The following is a 16485-nucleotide window of genomic DNA, read 5'->3' as shown; positions in this document are numbered from 1 at the left end:
GAAATCCGGTGGCCCTTTCGTTTGCCCTTTTTGCGCTGGACGCTGTGCCGCTGCGGCAACCGCCCAACCCGGCGCCGGCTAAGCCTTGCCGTTGGCCTCGTGCCAGATGCCCGCCATCCACGCTTCGACGTCGTCGGCGGTGCGGGGGAGCGCGGCGCTGAGGTTGACGGGGCCCTCGGCGGTCATCAGGATGTCGTCCTCGATCCGGACGCCGATTCCGCGGTACTCCTCCGGGATGCCGAGGTCCTCGTTCTTGAAGTACAGGCCCGGTTCGATGGTGAAGACCATGCCTTCAGCGAGCACCCCGTCGAGGTACAGCTCCCGCTTGGCCTGCGCGCAGTCGTGGACGTCGAGGCCCAGGTGGTGGCTGGTGCCGTGCGGCATCCAGCGCCGGTGCTGCTGCCCCTCGTCACTGATCGCCTCCGCGACCGGAACAGGGAGCAGCCCCCATTCGGCAAGCCGCTCCGCGAGGACGGTGGTGGCGGCGGTGTGGATGTCCCGGAAGCGCGTGCCGATCCGCGCGGCAGCAAACCCGGCGTCAGCGGCGTCGAGGACGGCTTCGTAGATCTTGCGCTGGATGTCCGAGAACGTGCCGGTGGCGGGCAGCGTGCGGGTGATGTCCGCGGTGTACAGGGAATCGGCCTCGACGCCGGCGTCCAGCAGCAGGAGATCGCCGGCTTTGATCTTGCCGGTGTTCCTGGTCCAGTGCAGCACCGTGGCGTTGTTCCCGGCAGCGGCGATCGTGTCGTAGCCGAGCTCATTGCCCTCCTCCCGGGCGCGGGCGAAGAAAGCACCCTCCACGACACGCTCTCCGCGGAAGTGGGTCAGGGCGCGGGGAAGGGCCTTAACCACTTCGGCGAAACCTTCCACCGTGGCGGCCACGGCTGTCTGCAGCTGCTCGACCTCCCAGCCGTCCTTGATCAGGCGGAGCTCGGACAGGGCCTCGGACAGCTTCTCGTCGAGGGCATCCAGCACACCGAGGTCCAGGTTGTCCGGGTCCTTGGCGGTGTTGTAGCGCGCGGTGTCCACGAGCGCGTCGATGTTCTCGTCCACCTTGCGCACCAGACGGATCGAAATGCCGCCGATTTCCGGTGCACCCACGTTCTTGGTGACGGCCGTTTCCAATTCATCGACGTGGGCCGTCGGAAGGCCGAGACGGGCTTCGAACTCGGCCAGCGTGGGGCGGGCACCGATCCAGAACTCGCCCGACCGCGAGTCGGCGTAAAACTGCTCGGAGTCCCGTCCGGCCAGCGGGCGGAAGTAGAGAGTGGCGCGGTGGTTGCCGCCGTCGTCCCCGGTACCTTCCTCGACGGGCTCGAAAATGAGGACGGCGTCAGGTTCGTGGTCCAGGCCGAGGCCCGTCAGGTGCGCGAAGCCCGAGTGGGGCCGGAAGCGGTAGTCGCAGTCGTTGGAGCGGACCTTGAGCGGCCCGGCCGGGACCACCAGGCGTTCACCTTTGAACTGGCCGGAGATGATGCGCCGACGGCGGGCGGCGTGGTCGGCAACGGCGTCCCGTTCGGGGGCCACCTGCGGGGACGGTGCCCAGTTGCTGGCCATAAAGGCCTTGAAGGCCTCGGAACTGGGCCGCTGCGAGCGGTTGTTGACCCGCTCCTCGAGAGGCTGGGAGGCTGTCTTTTCACCGTTGTAGGTGTTGTCTGCGTCGTTCACCGTCCCATCGTCTCACCAGCCCTGCGGCTGAGGCCAACACCGGCCCCGTCCAGGCCGCGGATGCCCGCCCATCTACTAGGCTGGGCTGGTGAAGATAGATCTGCACGCCCACTCAAATGTTTCGGACGGCACGGAGGCGCCGGCTGCCGTCATGGCTGCCGCTGCGGCGGCGGGGCTGGACGTCATCGCACTGACCGACCACGACTCCACCGACGGCTGGGCCGAGGCGGCCCGCGCGGCGGTCGACAACGGCGTGGCCCTGGTGCCCGGCATGGAGATCTCCTGCCGGACGGCGCAGGGCATCAGCGTGCACCTCCTCAGCTATTTGCACGACCCCGCCCACGCGGGCCTGCTGGAGGAGATCACCAAGGCCAAGGATGCGCGGCTGACACGGGCCGAGCGCATGGTGACGCTGCTCGCCGAAGACTATCCGCTGAGCTGGGACGATGTGATTCACCACGTGGCGCCGGGGGCAACCCTGGGACGGCCGCACATCGCCGACGCGCTCGTTGCCGCCGGCGTGGTATCAGACAGGTCCGAAGCCTTCACCTCGATCCTGACCTCGCATTCGCGGTACTTCGTGCAGCACTACGCGCCCGAACCGGCGCTCGCCGTCGAGCTTGTCCGTGCGGCCGGAGGTGTCCCCGTCTTTGCCCATCCGGTGGCGTCGTCACGCGGGCGCGTCGTGGGGGAGCGCACCTACCGGGAAATGATCGATGCCGGACTCGCCGGCCTCGAAGTGGACCACCGCGACAATTCCGAGGAAGGCAGGGAATTCCTGCGCGGGCTCGCGGCCAGGCACGGACTGCTCATTACGGGCTCGTCGGACTACCACGGCACGGGCAAGCCGAACCGGCTGGGGGAATACCTGACGGCGCCGGAGGTCTTCGCCCAAATCGAGGAGCTCGGCACCGGCACCGCGGTTATCCGTTGACCCGCGACTAGTCGCGCGGGTAGGACGCAAACTCGGCGTGCGCGCCGAGCCGCTTGGCCATGACGTCGATGGCCGGCTGGTTCTGGTCGACGCACACGAACCGCCGGCCCATCTTCGCTGCCACGGCACCGAGCGTGCCCGAGCCGGCGAAGAAATCCAGGCACCAGTCACCCGGGCGGCTGGAGGCAGCCACGACCCGCCGCACCAGGCCCTCGGGCTTCTGCGTGGGGTAGCCGGTCTTCTCCTTGCCCGTGGGGGACACGATGGTGTGCCACCAGACGTCCGTGGGCAGCTTGCCCAGCTCACGCTTCGCGGGCGTCACGAGCCCCGGGGCCATGTACGGCTCCCGGTCCACCTCGGCGCTGTCGAAGTGGTACTTGGCCGGGTTCTTGACGTAGACGAGGATGTTGTCATGCTTGGTGGGCCAGCGGTATTTGGCGCGTGCGCCGTAGTCGTAGGCCCAGATGATCTCGTTGAGGAAACACTCGCGGCCGAAGATGGCGTCCAGCATGACCTTCGCGTAGTGCACCTCGCGGTAGTCCAGGTGCAGGTACAGGGTGCCGTCGTCGGCCAGCAGGCGCCAGGCTTCCACCAGCCGGGGTTCAAGGAAAGACCAGTAGTCGCTGAACGCGTCATCGTAGCGGTGCAGGGCGCCTTTGATGGTGTCGTAGGAGCGGCCCTTGAAACCGACACGGTCGCCGTCACCGACGGCGTTCAGCACCATTTTGGTTTCCTGGCGCTGCTGGGCCCGGCCGGTGTTGAACGGCGGGTCCACGTAAATGAGCGTGAAGGCGCCGTCCGGCAGCGTGGGGAGGAATTCCGCGTTGTCCGCGTGTACCACCAGGTTGCTGCCGTCCGGCGCCCAGACAGGTTCAGTCATTGAGGCTATGAGGCCTCGGTGCTGCCCGGCTGCGAGCCCGTTGATGCGGACTCGCCGCCTGCCACGACCTCGCCGTTGCGGCGGCGCGTACGGGTGCGGTTGCGCCGGGCGCGCGGGGGCTGGTCCCCGCCCGCTGCGGCGGAGCCGGCTGCAGCTGCCGAAGCCGCGTCAGGTGCCGTGCCGGCGTCGGCAGCGGTATCAGAGGAACGACGACGGCGGTCCCCGGACCGTCCGCCTGCTTCGCCGCTGCGGCGGCTGTCGGAGCGCCCGCCGTCGCGTCCGCCCTCGCGCCCGCCGGAGCGGCTGCTGTCGCGTCCGCCGCGGGTCACCTTCTTGCCGGTCTCGCCGAGGTCCTCCAGGACCTCGGCGTCCACGCCGGCCAGCGTGCGCTTGCTGCGCGGGAGACGGCCCTTGGTGCCTTCCGGAATGTCCAGGTCCTCGAAAAGGTGCGGCGAGGAGGAGTACGTTTCGATGGGCTCGGGAACACTCAGGCCCAGCGCCTTGTTGATGAGGCCCCAGCGCGGCATGTCGTCCCAGTCCACGAACGTCACGGCGGTGCCCTTGTTGCCGGCACGGCCGGTGCGGCCCACACGGTGCAGGTAGATCTTCTCGTCCTCGACGCACTGGTAGTTGATAACGTGCGTGACGTCATCAACGTCGATGCCGCGGGCGGCAACGTCAGTGGCAACGAGGACGTCCACCTTGTTGTTGCGGAAGGCCCGGAGAGCCTGTTCGCGGGCGCCCTGCCCGAGGTCGCCGTGAATGGCTGCGGCGGCAAATCCGCGGTCAACGAGTTCCTCTGCGACCTTGGCCGCCGTCCGCTTGGTCTTGGTGAAGATAATGGTGCGGCCGCGTCCGCGGGCCTGCAGGATGCGGGCGACAACCTCGGTCTTGTCCATGCTGTGCGCACGGTAGATGAGCTGGCGGATGTCGCGCTTGGTCAGGCCCTCATCGTCCGGGTCGGCGGCGCGGATGTGGGTGGGCTGCGTCATGTACCGGCGGGCCATGGCGATCACAGGGCCGGGCATCGTGGCGGAGAACAGCAGCGTCTGGCGGACCGGGGGAGTGCCGGCAATCAGGGTCTCAACATCGGGCAGGAAGCCAAGGTCCAGCATCTCGTCGGCCTCGTCGAGGACCACGATCTTGACGTTCTTGAGCACCAAGTGCCGCTGCTTGTAGAGGTCAATCAGGCGGCCGGGCGTGCCGACAACGACCTCCACTCCCTTCTGCAGCGCTTCGATCTGGGGCTCGTACGCACGGCCGCCGTAGATGGTGGCGATCCGGGCGTTGCGCTTGCGGGACGCGGTCTGCAGGTCGTTGGCAACCTGCACGGCGAGTTCGCGGGTGGGGACAATGACCATGGCCTGCGGGGCGCCGGGCGCGGGCAGCTTGCTGAAGCCCTCATCGTCCGGGCCCACGACGCGCTGCAGGGCGGGAATGCCGAAGCCGAGGGTCTTGCCGGTGCCGGTCTTGGCCTGGCCGATGATGTCGTGGCCGGACAGGGCCACGGGCAGGGTCATCGCCTGGATGGGGAAGGGATGGGTGATGCCGGCGTCGGCAAGGGACTCGACGATGTCGGGGCGCACGTTGTAGTCCACGAAGGACTTCTCCGCGATCTCGTGCGGCTTCTCGTCCGAGATGATGGTCTCTTCGGGCTCGATGGTTTCGGTTCCGGAGTCATCGGAGAGCAGTTGGTGCGTATGCAATTCACTCACAGTGGAGTTTCCTTATTCATTTGGGCATTGGCGCCGCATGCTCAACGGCCGGCCAAGGGGCCGATCCGGAGCACGCTCTGCGCGCAAGCGGTTCCAGTGGAAGCCGATCGCGGGCTATCTAAATGCTGGCACTGGGGACCAACGGGTCTGTCTCAAGATCGCGTAGGGGCGGGCTTGTTGATTCAAAATAAACGAAATCAACGACCGGGCATCCATTTCTACCTCTTCAGTCTAACCGGGAAAACAGGTTTCCCTGACTGGAGCGGCTGCGGAGGGCGGGACCGGGAGTCAGTCGACCAGCTCGAGGTGCACTTCCCGTGTGGCGATGTCCGAGGAAATCAGCCGGACCCGCACCCGCGTGCCGGGTTCCATTTCGCCGGCGCAGCGGGCGGTGACCGCCGGCTCGGCAATCTGGACTATGCCGGACGGGCCATTGCCGTTGGAGCTCTTGCCGTTGCCGTTGCCGTTGGTGGTGCTGCCGTTGCCGTTGTTCTTGGCGGGTTTCGACCCGGAGATCACCACGGCGTCGAACTCCTGGCCGATGTGGTTGATGAGCAGCGCCGCCTCCACCGTGTCCAGCGCCAGGCGCTCCATCTTGGCGGCGAGCTGGTCGGAGGTTGCCATGATGTCCGGCAGGGACGGCAGCGCCTCCCGTGCCCACGCGGGCACGGGGCGGTTGTTGCTCAGCGCCTCGCAGATGACCAGGACGAAACGGTCGATTAGCCGGCGCAGCGGTGCCGTGGTGTGGGCGTACGCCGTGCCGATGGCGGACTGGATGGCGTCGTCCGGAACCGCTCCGTCAAAGTACGTGTAGCCGGCCCCGCGGAAAAGCATGCCGGCCGAATGCATGATGGCCAGCTGCCGGTGGTCGGTGGGATCCAGCGTCCGCAGGTACTCGCCGTAACTGACCTTCCCGTCCCACGGTTTACCCAATGCGGCCGTCTGGCGCCGGAAATGGCCGAGGGACCGCTCGTCCGGGGCCGGCATCGTACGGAGGATGCCCACCTTGCCATCGAGCATCAGCGAGGCGGCGGCCATGCCGGTCATGAGGGAAATCTGGGCGTTCCAGTCCTCCACGGGAAGCTGCGGCGCCGCCACAATCCGGTAGCCGCCGTCGGGAAGCTGCACGATCTCCTGCTCAGGCATGTTCAGGCTGGCGCCGCCGCGGGCACGCTCGAGCTCAACGCGTTTGAGCCCCACTTCGCGCAGGAGCTGCAGCAGGGGTGAGGCGGTCCCGGCATCCAGCTCTGCCTGGACGCCCTTGTAGTTGAGCTTGGCCCGGCTGCGGACCATGGCCCGCCGCACCAGTACGGAAACGACTTCGGCCGCGGCATCGAGCTCGAACTCCCAGACGAACGCCGAACACAGCTGACCGGCCAGCAGGCTTCCCGCGTTCTCGCTGATCACCTCCGGGTGCAGGGGGATGCGGCCGTCCGGAGCGTAGAACGTCTGTCCGCGGCGGCGGGTTTCGGCGTCGAGGGCACCGCCGGGAACCACGAAGGACGGAACGTCAGCGATGGCGTACAGGATCCTGTAGCCCTCCCCGGACCGTTCGATGAAGAGGGCCTGGTCGAGGTCCGTGGACGACGGCGGATCGATGGTCAGGAATTCGACGCCGGTCAGGTCGAGCCCCGGGAGCCGGCGCTTCGCCACGGCCGCCTCCGCCTCCCTGAGCACGTGGTCGGCGAACTGCCCGGGGAGTTCCAGCTCGGTCCGCAGCGCACTCAGGGCCTCGGCCAGGGCGTTGGTCTGTTCGTGGACGCTGGGGGACAGGCGATGATGTGGCACGAAAATCAGGTTAGTCCGATTTCCGCAGTTAGTCTTGGGTTATGGGCACATCCTCGGCTGACACCGCTCGCTATGACCGCTTCGTCGCTGACCTGTTCGGTGTGATGGCGTACGGCGAGCTTTCCGCCTTCGAACGGCTCTCGTCCGACGCCCGCTACTCCCCGACGCTCCATGACCGCGCCGTGCTCGGCCGGATTGCCGTCATCGAGTTCCAGCATTACGAGCTGGTGAGTAAAAAGCTGGCGGACATGGGCGTGGACGTCGAGGACGCGATGCTGCCGTTCCAGGCAGCCGTGGACCACTTCCATGAACGGACGCGGCCGGCGGACTGGTACGAATCCCTGATGAAGGCCTACGTGGTGGACACGGTGTCGGCCGATTTCTACCAGGCCGTGGCCCGCTACGTGGATCCCGGAACCAGGGAGCTGATCCAGCAGATCCAGGCGTCCGAGGACGCAACAGCCGTGCTCAGGGAGCGGCTGCGGGTGGCCCTGGCGGACGACCCCCGGCTCGCCTCCCGGCTGGCGTTGTGGGGACGGCGGCTCCTGGGCGAGGCGCTCACCCAGGCCCAGCGCGTGGGCTACGAAAACGCCTTCCTGACGGAACTGATCACGGCAGCTGACAGCGGTGCGGATGACGCTGCCGCCAGGGAGCGCGTGCAAAGGCTCACCGCGGAGCTTGCGGAGAACCATTCCAAGCGGATGGTGCAGCTCGGGCTGAGCGGCTAGCCCCCAACCTGCGCTGCGCTGCCGGAACGGGTGCCCGCGCCCGGTGCCCCCGCGTCAAGCGCTGCGAGCAGTTCGGCCGCGGCAGCCGTAGGGTCCGGAGCCTCGGTGATGGCCCGCACCACGACGATCCGGCTGGCTCCCGCCGCCACCACCTGCTCGACGTTGGCCAAGTCAATCCCGCCGATGGCGAACCACGGAAGACGCCGGATGCTTTCCTCGTCGGCACTGCCGACAGCCCCGGCTGCATAACGGACAAGGTCAAGCCCGACGGCGGCACGGCCGGGTTTGGTGGGAGTGGCCCACACCGGGCCGACGCAGAAGTAATTAAGGCCTTGGGGTGCCTGTGCGGCCGCGATGGCGGCATCAACCTGGTCGGGGGAGTGGGTCGACAGTCCGATCGCCGCGGAGTCGTTCAGCAGCGTCCGTGCCGAGTGCAGCGGCAGGTCCTTCTGGCCGATGTGAAAGACAGGTGCCCCGGCCAGTGAGGCGATGTCCGCCCGGTCGTTGACGGCCCAGAGCCGGCCGTGCCTGGCGGCGGCCTGGCGCAGGACTGCCAGGAGTTCGAGTTCCTCGGCCGCCTCGATGTTTTTGTCCCTCAGCTGGATGATGTCCACTCCGCCGGCAAAGGCAGCATCGACGAAGTCGGCGAAGTCGCCGCGCTCCTTACGGGCATCGGTGCAAAGGTACAGGCGGGCTTCATGGATATCAGGCGCGGTCATGGCAACCAGCCTAGTTCCTCTAAACTGGGCTGGTACCGCGGGAGCCCGCTGCAGCTGTCACAAAAGGCGCAGGGCTGAGAGGGCGTCAGAGCCGACCGCTTGACCTGATCCGGTTAGTACCGGCGTAGGGAAGGAATTCCATGAACCTTGGATCCGGCGGGAAGACCTCTGCCGCAGCACGGCTCCACGCCGACGTGGCCGTGATTGGCGGCGGCGTTATCGGCCACGGAATCGCCTGGGAGGCGAGGCGCTCGGGACGCTCCGTGGTCCTCATCGACAAGGCGCCCGGGACAGGTGCCAGCTGGGCCGCCGCGGGGATGCTGGCCCCGGTCAGCGAACTGCATTACCAGGAGGAGGAACTCCTGGAGCTCATGCTCGAGTCCTCTGCGCGGTGGCCCGAATTCGCGGCGGCGCTCGCCGGTGGCGGCGCCGGCCGCGACGCAGGGTACCTCGCCACGCCGACCATCGCCGTTGGCGCGGATCCCGCCGACCGCCGCGCACTGATGGACCTGCGCGAAGTCCAGCGGGCCGCCGGCCTGGCAGTGGAACCGCTGACTATCCGTGAGGCCCGGCTGCGGGAGCCGCTGCTTAGCCCGGGCATCTCCTGCGCACTGGACATCCCGGCCGACCACCAGGTTGATCCGCGGAAGCTGGTGGCTGGCATCGCCGCTGCACTGGCCTGCCACGCGCCCGGTTCGCGGACCGCCGTGGCCGGCGCTGAAGACGGCTACGCGGTCCGCGACAACGCCGCCGGGCTGCTCTGGGACGGCGGACAGGACGGCGGACAAGACGGCGGGCGGGTCAGCGGTGTCCGGCTTGCGGGAGGCGGCGCCGTGCTGGCCGCCGAAACGGTGGTGGCCAACGGTCTCGGGGCCGCCTCGCTGGACGGACTGCCGGAGGGGCTGAGACTGACCCTGCGCCCCGTGTACGGCGACATTCTCAGGCTCAGGGTTCCGGAACGGCTCCGTCCGCTGCTGACCGCCACGGTCCGGGGCATGGTCCGCGGAATCCCGGTCTACCTGGTGCCGCGGCAGGACGGCACCGTGGTCATTGGTGCCACCCAGCGGGAAGACGGTCAGGCCGCACCCAGCGCCGGCGGTGTCTACCAACTGCTCAGGGACGCCCAGGCCCTGGTGCCCGCAGTGGCCGAACTGGAGCTGATCGAGGCAACGGCCAGGGCACGGCCCGGCACACCGGACAACGCGCCCCTGCTGGGCCGCGTGGCTGCCGGGCTCATCATCGCCACCGGATTCTTCCGGCACGGAGTCCTGCTGACACCCGCCGCCGCCGTCATCTGCCGCGAGCTGATGGACGGCGTGAAGGACAGTCGCTGGGATGCCTTCCGTCCCGGGCGGTTCTCCACCGAACGCACCGCTTCGAACACAGTCACATTTGACCAGGACAAGGAACCCGCATGAACATCACACTGAACGGCAACGCCCACGCCATGGGGGCAGGCGCCTCCGTCACCACTCTTGTCAGCCAGGTCACCGGCCGGAAGCTGGCTGCCAACGGGCAGGCCGCCGACGGCCAGCGGCTCGGGGTGGCAGTGGCACGCAACGCGGAGGTGGTGCCCCGCAGCCAGTGGCACAGCACAGCACTCGCCGAGGGCGACGAGATCGAGCTTGTCACGGCAGTTCAGGGAGGATGAGGACGATGACTGAAACAACCACGCAGGCTGATACCGCAACGCACGCCGCTGACCGCCTCGTCATTGACGGCGTCGGACTGACCTCGAGGCTCATCATGGGCACGGGAGGCGCCCCAAGCCTGGACGGACTGGGGGCGGCGCTCCTGGCGTCCGGCACCGAACTGACCACCGTGGCCATGCGACGTTATTCGCCGGCGGAGGCGGGGTCCCTGTTCCAGCTGCTCCTGGACCACAACATCCGCGTCCTCCCGAACACCGCCGGCTGTTTCACAGCCCGCGACGCCGTCATGACGGCGGAGCTCGCGCGCGAGGCCCTGGAGACGGACTGGGTCAAACTCGAAGTCATCGCCGACGAACACACGCTCCTGCCGGACGCGGTGGAACTTGTGGAGGCCACCGAACAGCTCGTCAACCGTGGATTCAAGGTCTTCGCCTACACCAACGACGATCCCGTTCTGGCACTGCGTCTTGAAAACCTGGGCGCCACGGCGGTCATGCCGCTGGGCTCGCCCATCGGGACCGGGTTGGGAATCCTCAATCCCCACAACATCGAGCTGATCGTCTCCCGCGCCTCCGTGCCGGTAGTCCTGGACGCCGGCATCGGCACGGCCTCGGACGCCGCCCTGGCCATGGAACTGGGCTGCGATGCCGTGCTCCTGGCCACTGCCGTGACCCGGGCGCAGAACCCGGCACTCATGGGGGAGGCCTTCAAACACGCCGTTATCGCCGGTAGGCTGGCCAAAGCGGCCGGGCGGATACCGCGCCGCGAGCATGCGCTGGCGTCATCGGCCATGGAAGGCCGGGCGGAGTTCCTCTAGCCCGGACACCCGCGGTAGACCGGTCGGCAGGGCAGGCCCACCCACGAACCCCGCCAAGGAGGCAGCCGTGGCCGCCAGGGACGACATCCTCACCCGACCCCAGATCGACGCGGCGCTCGCTGACCTGCCGGACTGGCGTTACCGCCTCGGCGGCCTGGTCACCGTCTTCAAGACGCCGACGGCGGCCGGCGCGCTTGGGCTGATTGCCGCCGTCGGGCGCGTTGCCGAGGAACGTGACCACCATCCCGACCTGGACTGGCGCTATAACCGGGTGTTCATCCGGTTCAGCTCCCATGACGTCGGCGGGGAGGTAACGGCGCGTGACACCGGCGCTGCCGCCTCCGTCAGCAAAGCCGCCGCGGCGGCAGGCGCGGAGGCCCAGCCCGGCCTCTACCGGACGGTGGACATCGGCATCGACACGCCGGACGCGGACGGGATCTCCGAGGTCTGGCGCGTCGCGCTCGGCTACCGCAGGGGCCGGTTCGGGAATCTCGTCGACCCGTACGGCCGTGGACCGGGCGTGTCCTTCGAGCAGGCGCCGGCGGCGGACGGGAACCGCCTCCACCTGGACATCCACCGGTCCAAGGCAGAGTCCGGCGCTGCCCTGGAGAAGACGGCGGCCACCGGCGCCTTAATGAACAGTGACCACGCACCCGAACGGGTGGTGGTCACTGATGCCCAAGGAAACCGGTTGTGCCTATGCACCGAAGAAGGCCACGGACCCGACCTCTAGAGATCGGGCCCCGCATCGGGCACCGGGGACTAATCGCTCGGAGCCCAAGCCGCCCGGCCGGTCAACTGCCGGCAGGGCTGGCCGCTATTTCTTCAGGGCGGCCGTGAGCCGTTGTGTGTCCCGTTTGGTGCGCAGCCTGCCCAGGTAGCCAGCCACCGCCACGGCCGCTGCGGAGCCGGCCACCATCGGAAGAATCCACGGTATCCAAGTCAGGCCCGGCTGGTAGCCAAGGCCCGCCGCCATGCAGATAATCCAGGCAAGCATTCCCACGACCGTGGCCACGCCTGCCGGCAGGAACATGCCGTACTTGGCATGGCGCCGGTCATTGGCCCAGACGATGAAGCCCGCGGCCACGGTGACCAGTACGACGATAACGAGGGACAGCACTGCTGGTCCTAGAGTGCGCCGAAGCCGACCCGGCGGACTTCCTCCGCGCCGATCTCCACGTAGCCCAGGACGTTGGCCGGCACAATGATCTGGCGGCCCTTCTCATCGCTCAGGCGCAGCTCGGTGCCTTTGGCGAGGGACTCCGCCACGACCTTGGCCACCGCGTCAGCATCCTGGGCCGATTCCAGCACAATTTCGCGGCCGATGTTCTGAATGCCGATCTTTACTTCCACAGCAAGGCCTCCCAGCCAATCAATGTTGATGCACCTACAAAGGTAGTTCTCCCTTTGTAGTCTAGGTCTCCTTGGGGAAACGAGAGATTCCGCGCCAAGCTAAACGGTAGATGAGGTCGCTGGCCACATCCAGGTCAAGGTTTCCGTCCGTTTCGAGCCAATAGCGGGCACTTACCTGCGCCATGCCGGCAAGTCCCCGCCCCAGGAGCTGCGCTTCCAACGGCGGCAGCTTGGTGTCTTCGGCGATGACACGTGCAATGGCGTCGGCAAAGGCCTTGTTGAAGGTCTCCAGGCGCGAGCTGACGTCGGGATCGTTGATCAGGTCTGATTCGAAGACCAGCCGGTGCGCCTGGTCGTCGCTGTCGATGAAGCGGTAATAGGCCCGCATGACGGCCTGGACCCGCTCCTTGTTGTCCGAGGTGGAGTTCAGCGCCCCCATCATGAGGTCGGTGAGGACGCCGAGGTGGCTGTCCAGGAGCGCCAGGTACAGCTCACGCTTGGAAGGAAAGTGCTGGTAGAGCACCGGTTTGCTCACATGGGCCGTTTCCGCGATCTCATCCATGGCGGCGCCGTGGTAACCGTTGGCAACGAAGACCTCCTGGGCGGCAGCCAGCAACTGGGCACGGCGTTCATCGCGGGGCAGCCTGGCCGACCGCTGCCCGGCCGGGCGGGATGCGCCCGCAGGCGGGTGCGCACCCTGAGGGCGATCAACCGGTGCATCGTGAACCACTGTTGGCCTTCTTTCCATTTCAGTTAACTTCACTTTACCCGGAGGTAATATGACCCAGCGGTATCTTCAGGCATACATTGAAGTATGGCTTCTCTGTCCACCGCAAATGCAACCCGCACTTCACCGGCCCCCCTCGTCGATCCGGCGGCCGGACTTACGCCCGAAGAGGTGGAGCGGTACTCGCGGCACCTCATCATTCCGGAGATCGGCGCACTCGGCCAACGCCGGCTGAAGAACGCCCGCGTCCTGGTGATCGGAGCCGGCGGGCTCGGCTCGCCGGCCCTCCTCTACCTTGCCGCTGCCGGCGTGGGGACCATCGGGATCATCGACGACGACGATGTTGACCTGAGCAACCTGCAGCGCCAGATCATCCATGGCGTGGCAGATGTGGGGCGGCCCAAGATCGAGTCGGCGCGGGATGCCATCGCCGCCCTGAACCCGCTGGTGGACGTTCGCCTCCACGATGCCAGGCTGGACTCCTCCAACGCACTGGAGCTGTTCTCCGGATACGACCTCATCCTTGACGGGGCCGACAACTTCGCCACCCGCTACCTGGTCAACGATGCCGCGGCCATCCTCGGGAAGCCCTACGTCTGGGGCTCGATCTTCCGTTTCGACGGCCAGGTCAGCGTGTTCTGGGAAAAGCACGGCCCCACCTACCGCGACCTGTATCCGGAGGCTCCGCCGGCGGGTTCGGTCCCGTCCTGCGGCGAGGGCGGCGTGTTCGGGATGCTGTGCGCGGCGGTCGGATCCCTGATGGTGACGGAGGCCGTCAAGCTGATCACCGGCGTCGGGCGTTCCCTGCTCGGCCGCGTGGCGCTCTACGACGCCCTGGGCGGCAGCTGGCGCGAGATCAGGGTGGCGAAGGACCCCGCAGCCCCTCCGATTACCGAACTGACGGACTACGAGGCGTTCTGTGGCATCACCCCGCCGGCAGCCACCGACGCGGACCACTCCGTGACTGCCACGCAACTGGCCGAGATGCTGGCCTCCCGCGACGCCGGGACGAAGGACTTCGAGCTTGTTGACGTCCGGGAATCGGGCGAGTTCGACATTGTCAGGATCGACGGCTCCGTCCTCATCCCGCAGGGCAGGATCCTGTCCGGGGAGGCGTGGGCCGAGCTGCCGCAGGACAGGGACATTGTCTTCCACTGCAAGTCGGGGGCGCGGTCCGCCGCCGTGCTTGCTGCGGCCAGGAAGGCCGGCTACCAGCGCGTGAGCCATCTCGACGGCGGCATCCTCGCCTGGGTGAGGGACGTGGAGCCGCAGAAGCCCGTTTACTGACGGGAGCAGCACGCGGGGGAAAGCGCTCACGGCCGCTGCATGCTGCTCGCCAGCGGCGGCAGAGACAGCCCCTGTGTCCGGTCCTGCCACGGATCGGTGTACTCCAGCTCTATGCCTGCGGAGCCGGAGGGTGCCAGATAGCTGATCCAGTGATGGTGCATCGCCCCCGGCGGGATCGTGCCGGTGGTGCGGTCCGCGTCCTGGGGAGTGACCGTGGTGGCCGAGGAGGCCAGTTTCAGGCGGAGCTGGCCCGGGCTGAACAACACCGGCTCCGGACCCGAGTTACTCAGCTCCACCTCGACCAGGACGACGTCGCCCCACGTCAGGTTCACCGGCTGGGGCCACCCCGCCTCCGCCGGAGCTCCGCCGTCGTGGCCATGGGAGCCGGTGACGGCGGTGGCCAGGCTCGCGGTCCGCTGGAAGGTTCCCGCGGCACTCCCGGCCGATGCAACGGGCCCGCTGAGATGTGCAGCAGCGGCTGCCACGGACCGGAAGGCCTGGCGGCCCTGCGCATCCAGCCGGGCGAGGCGGCCCGCCCTGGTGACGGACAGGGAACCAAAGGCCGTGTCCATGCGCGCGGCTGCATGGGGCGAGCTGCGGGACACCGCCCCGTACGTCCCGCCGGCAACCAGCAGGGCGGCGCCGCCACCGACAATCAGTCCGAACTGACGGCGGCTCAGGACCGGGACGGAAATCGTGCGGAAATCAGGATTCACTGCTCGCACCCCCAATAGGATTCACAAGTTCCATCCATGCTCCGCAAGGAACCTAGGGAAACCTTGCAGGATCCTTGGGGCGCGGCTCTGGAACCGGGGACTGGCCCGGAGAGGGGGGTGGGGACTGCGCCTTAGGCGGAGTTCCTCCGGGAGTCCGCTTCGGGAAGCCCCGCGGGGGCAAGCTGGGTGTGGTCGACCGGGCATTCGGCCTTGGAAGCGGCGGCGGGCTGCTCCACTGTGATGCCGTACAGGGTTTCCAGCGCGGCAACATAGTCGTCCTGCTGGCCGTTGGCGGCAAGCTCCCGGGCCCGGACCGTGGGGACGTGGAGCAGCTGCTTCACCATGCGGCGCAGGGCGAATTCGACTTCCTCGGCCGCGGCGGTGCAGCCGTGACGGGCCCGCACCTTCTCCATCTCCGCATCCAGCACATTCATGGTGTGGCGGCGGAGCGCCACGATGGCCGAGTCCACAGACCGTGCCTCGCGCTCCTGCTCAAAAGCCTGCGCGGCGCCGGACACGATGCTGCTGGCCTGGGCCAGGGATTCGGCCTGTTCCTCGGGAGCGGCCAGTCGGACGGATTCCAGCGTGAGGAGCTCGACGCCGTCGAGTTCTCCCACGGCCGGATCAAAATCGTGGGTCAGCGCCAGGTCGATGGCGATCAGCGGACGGGTGGAACCCGATCGCACTTCGGCGAGTTCCGCTGCCTCCACCCTGGTGTCCGATCCGCTGCAGCCGATCATGACGTCGGCGGCGGCGACGGCGGGGTGGAGGGTATCGCCGTCGAGCGCGGTTCCGCCGCGCGTTGCCACGAAGGTGGCCGCGCGGCCGGAGGACGAAAAGACGGAGATGTCGCGGCAGCCGCGCTCGCGCAGGAGGGCCATGGTGGCTCCTGCATAAGCGCCGGTGCCGAACACCACAACTTTCTTCGTGGTCCAATCGGGGTCTTCAGAGAGATCGGTCGCGAGGTCAAGCGCCACGGAGACGATGGACAGGCCGCGGGATCCGAGCGCGGTCTGCGCGCCGACGTCCTTGGCCGTCTTGGACGCGGCCTGGAACAGCCTCACCAGGCCGGAGCTGGCCGTGCCCTCGTGCTGCGCCGTGATCAGCGCCCGCCGCACCTGCCCGGCGATTTCACGTTCGCCGACGACGGCGGAGTCCAGGCCGGAGCTGACCGCAAAGAGATGTTCGCTGACCTCGGGGCCCGTCCGCGTATTAAAGGAGCGCGACACGAGCTGTTCGCTGAGGCCGCTCATCTCGCTGATCTGCCCGACCAGCGCGGCGCGGGCGGCTTCGACGTCGTCCGCGTGCGCTGCCTCGCCATAGATTTCGTAGCGGTTACAGGTGGCAAGGACAACCGCACCCGTCACTGCCGGCGATCCGGCGAGGGCGGATGTTGCTATGCCTGAAGAACCGTTGCTTAGTTGAGCGACGGTTTCGAGGTCGATGTCGGCGTGTGTAGCCACCAGTGAAAAAAGAACCACAGCAGGACAATCATAGCTTT

The 16485-nt window shown here is 67.7% G+C and carries 17 protein-coding genes and 1 riboswitch; of the genes, 7 read left to right on the top strand and 10 right to left on the bottom strand.

The window, feature by feature from the left end:
- Positions 1 to 78 precede the first annotated feature (78 nt).
- Entirely contained in the window at positions 79 to 1668 is a 1590-nt protein-coding gene (locus JYA52_RS21665) for an aminopeptidase P family protein (protein WP_205655443.1), read from the bottom strand.
- Positions 1669 to 1756: 88 nt separating this feature from the next.
- Between JYA52_RS21665 and JYA52_RS21660 the strand changes: the two genes are divergently transcribed.
- Positions 1757 to 2602, top strand: coding sequence for a PHP domain-containing protein (locus tag JYA52_RS21660; protein ID WP_205655442.1), 846 nt, complete (start codon positions 1757 to 1759; stop codon positions 2600 to 2602).
- A 7-nt stretch (positions 2603 to 2609) separates the two neighbouring features.
- On the opposite strand, the gene JYA52_RS21655 is transcribed toward JYA52_RS21660, so the two are convergent.
- The 3 genes from JYA52_RS21655 to JYA52_RS21645 form a co-directional block, all read right to left on the bottom strand.
- Positions 2610 to 3482 carry a DNA-methyltransferase gene (locus JYA52_RS21655; protein WP_205655441.1) on the bottom strand — a complete coding sequence of 291 codons (873 nt, stop codon included), beginning with the start codon at positions 3480 to 3482 and terminating at the stop codon, positions 2610 to 2612.
- A gap of 5 nt (positions 3483 to 3487) precedes the next feature.
- Positions 3488 to 5197: a DEAD/DEAH box helicase gene (locus tag JYA52_RS21650; RefSeq protein ID WP_205655440.1), complete on the bottom strand. Its 1710-nt coding sequence runs from the start codon at positions 5195 to 5197 to the stop codon at positions 3488 to 3490.
- Between the two features lie 288 nt (positions 5198 to 5485).
- Positions 5486 to 6985, bottom strand: a complete 1500-nt coding sequence (locus JYA52_RS21645; RefSeq protein WP_205655439.1) for an RNB domain-containing ribonuclease — start codon at positions 6983 to 6985, stop codon at positions 5486 to 5488.
- 41 nt (positions 6986 to 7026) lie between these two features.
- Here JYA52_RS21645 and JYA52_RS21640 point away from each other — a divergent pair, with 41 nt between their 5' ends.
- On the top strand, positions 7027 to 7713 hold the full coding sequence (locus JYA52_RS21640) for a ferritin-like fold-containing protein (RefSeq protein ID WP_205655438.1): 687 nt from the start codon (positions 7027 to 7029) through the stop codon (positions 7711 to 7713).
- Here the strand turns inward: JYA52_RS21640 and thiE are convergent.
- Positions 7710 to 8432, bottom strand: coding sequence for a thiamine phosphate synthase (thiE, locus tag JYA52_RS21635; protein ID WP_205655437.1), 723 nt, complete (start codon positions 8430 to 8432; stop codon positions 7710 to 7712). The two genes, JYA52_RS21640 and thiE, sit on opposite strands and share 4 nt — an antisense overlap.
- A 27-nt stretch (positions 8433 to 8459) precedes the next feature.
- Positions 8460 to 8581: riboswitch (TPP riboswitch) on the top strand.
- On the opposite strand from thiE, the gene JYA52_RS21630 reads away from it, so the two are divergent.
- From JYA52_RS21630 to JYA52_RS21615, 4 genes are all read left to right on the top strand, one after another.
- Complete coding sequence (locus JYA52_RS21630) at positions 8573 to 9850, top strand: FAD-dependent oxidoreductase (RefSeq protein WP_205655436.1); 1278 nt, start codon at positions 8573 to 8575, stop codon at positions 9848 to 9850. (Overlaps the previous riboswitch by 9 nt.)
- Positions 9847 to 10083, top strand: a complete 237-nt coding sequence (gene thiS, locus JYA52_RS21625) for a sulfur carrier protein ThiS (RefSeq protein ID WP_205655435.1) — start codon at positions 9847 to 9849, stop codon at positions 10081 to 10083. Before JYA52_RS21630 ends, thiS begins: the two co-directional genes overlap by 4 nt.
- A 5-nt stretch (positions 10084 to 10088) precedes the next feature.
- Positions 10089 to 10901, top strand: a complete 813-nt coding sequence (locus tag JYA52_RS21620) for a thiazole synthase (protein ID WP_205655434.1) — start codon at positions 10089 to 10091, stop codon at positions 10899 to 10901.
- A gap of 67 nt (positions 10902 to 10968) precedes the next feature.
- Complete coding sequence (locus tag JYA52_RS21615) at positions 10969 to 11634, top strand: 4a-hydroxytetrahydrobiopterin dehydratase (protein WP_205655433.1); 666 nt, start codon at positions 10969 to 10971, stop codon at positions 11632 to 11634.
- An 84-nt stretch (positions 11635 to 11718) separates the two neighbouring features.
- On the opposite strand, the gene JYA52_RS21610 is transcribed toward JYA52_RS21615, so the two are convergent.
- From JYA52_RS21610 to JYA52_RS21600, 3 genes are all read right to left on the bottom strand, one after another.
- Positions 11719 to 12021, bottom strand: a complete 303-nt coding sequence (locus tag JYA52_RS21610) for a hypothetical protein (protein WP_205655432.1) — start codon at positions 12019 to 12021, stop codon at positions 11719 to 11721.
- A gap of 8 nt (positions 12022 to 12029) precedes the next feature.
- A complete protein-coding gene (locus JYA52_RS21605; protein ID WP_205655431.1) occupies positions 12030 to 12254 on the bottom strand; it encodes a DUF3107 domain-containing protein in 225 nt (74 codons plus the stop codon).
- Positions 12255 to 12315: 61 nt separating this feature from the next.
- A complete protein-coding gene (locus tag JYA52_RS21600) occupies positions 12316 to 13002 on the bottom strand; it encodes a TetR/AcrR family transcriptional regulator (protein ID WP_240460653.1) in 687 nt (228 codons plus the stop codon).
- Positions 13003 to 13068: 66 nt separating this feature from the next.
- Here JYA52_RS21600 and moeB point away from each other — a divergent pair, with 66 nt between their 5' ends.
- A complete protein-coding gene (moeB, locus tag JYA52_RS21595) occupies positions 13069 to 14268 on the top strand; it encodes a molybdopterin-synthase adenylyltransferase MoeB (RefSeq protein WP_205655429.1) in 1200 nt (399 codons plus the stop codon).
- Between the two features lie 26 nt (positions 14269 to 14294).
- On the opposite strand, the gene JYA52_RS21590 is transcribed toward moeB, so the two are convergent.
- Both JYA52_RS21590 and JYA52_RS21585 read right to left on the bottom strand, forming a co-directional pair.
- Positions 14295 to 14984, bottom strand: coding sequence for a DUF4352 domain-containing protein (locus JYA52_RS21590; protein ID WP_205655428.1), 690 nt, complete (start codon positions 14982 to 14984; stop codon positions 14295 to 14297).
- Between the two features lie 131 nt (positions 14985 to 15115).
- Entirely contained in the window at positions 15116 to 16465 is a 1350-nt protein-coding gene (locus JYA52_RS21585) for a glutamyl-tRNA reductase (RefSeq protein WP_205655427.1), read from the bottom strand.
- Positions 16466 to 16485: the final 20 nt, after the last annotated feature.

This window comes from Arthrobacter pascens (assembly GCF_017052465.1).
Lineage (GTDB): Bacteria > Actinomycetota > Actinomycetes > Actinomycetales > Micrococcaceae > Arthrobacter > Arthrobacter pascens.
The sequence above is the reverse complement of the archived record's forward strand: the minus strand, read 5'-3'. Positions and strand labels throughout refer to the sequence as shown.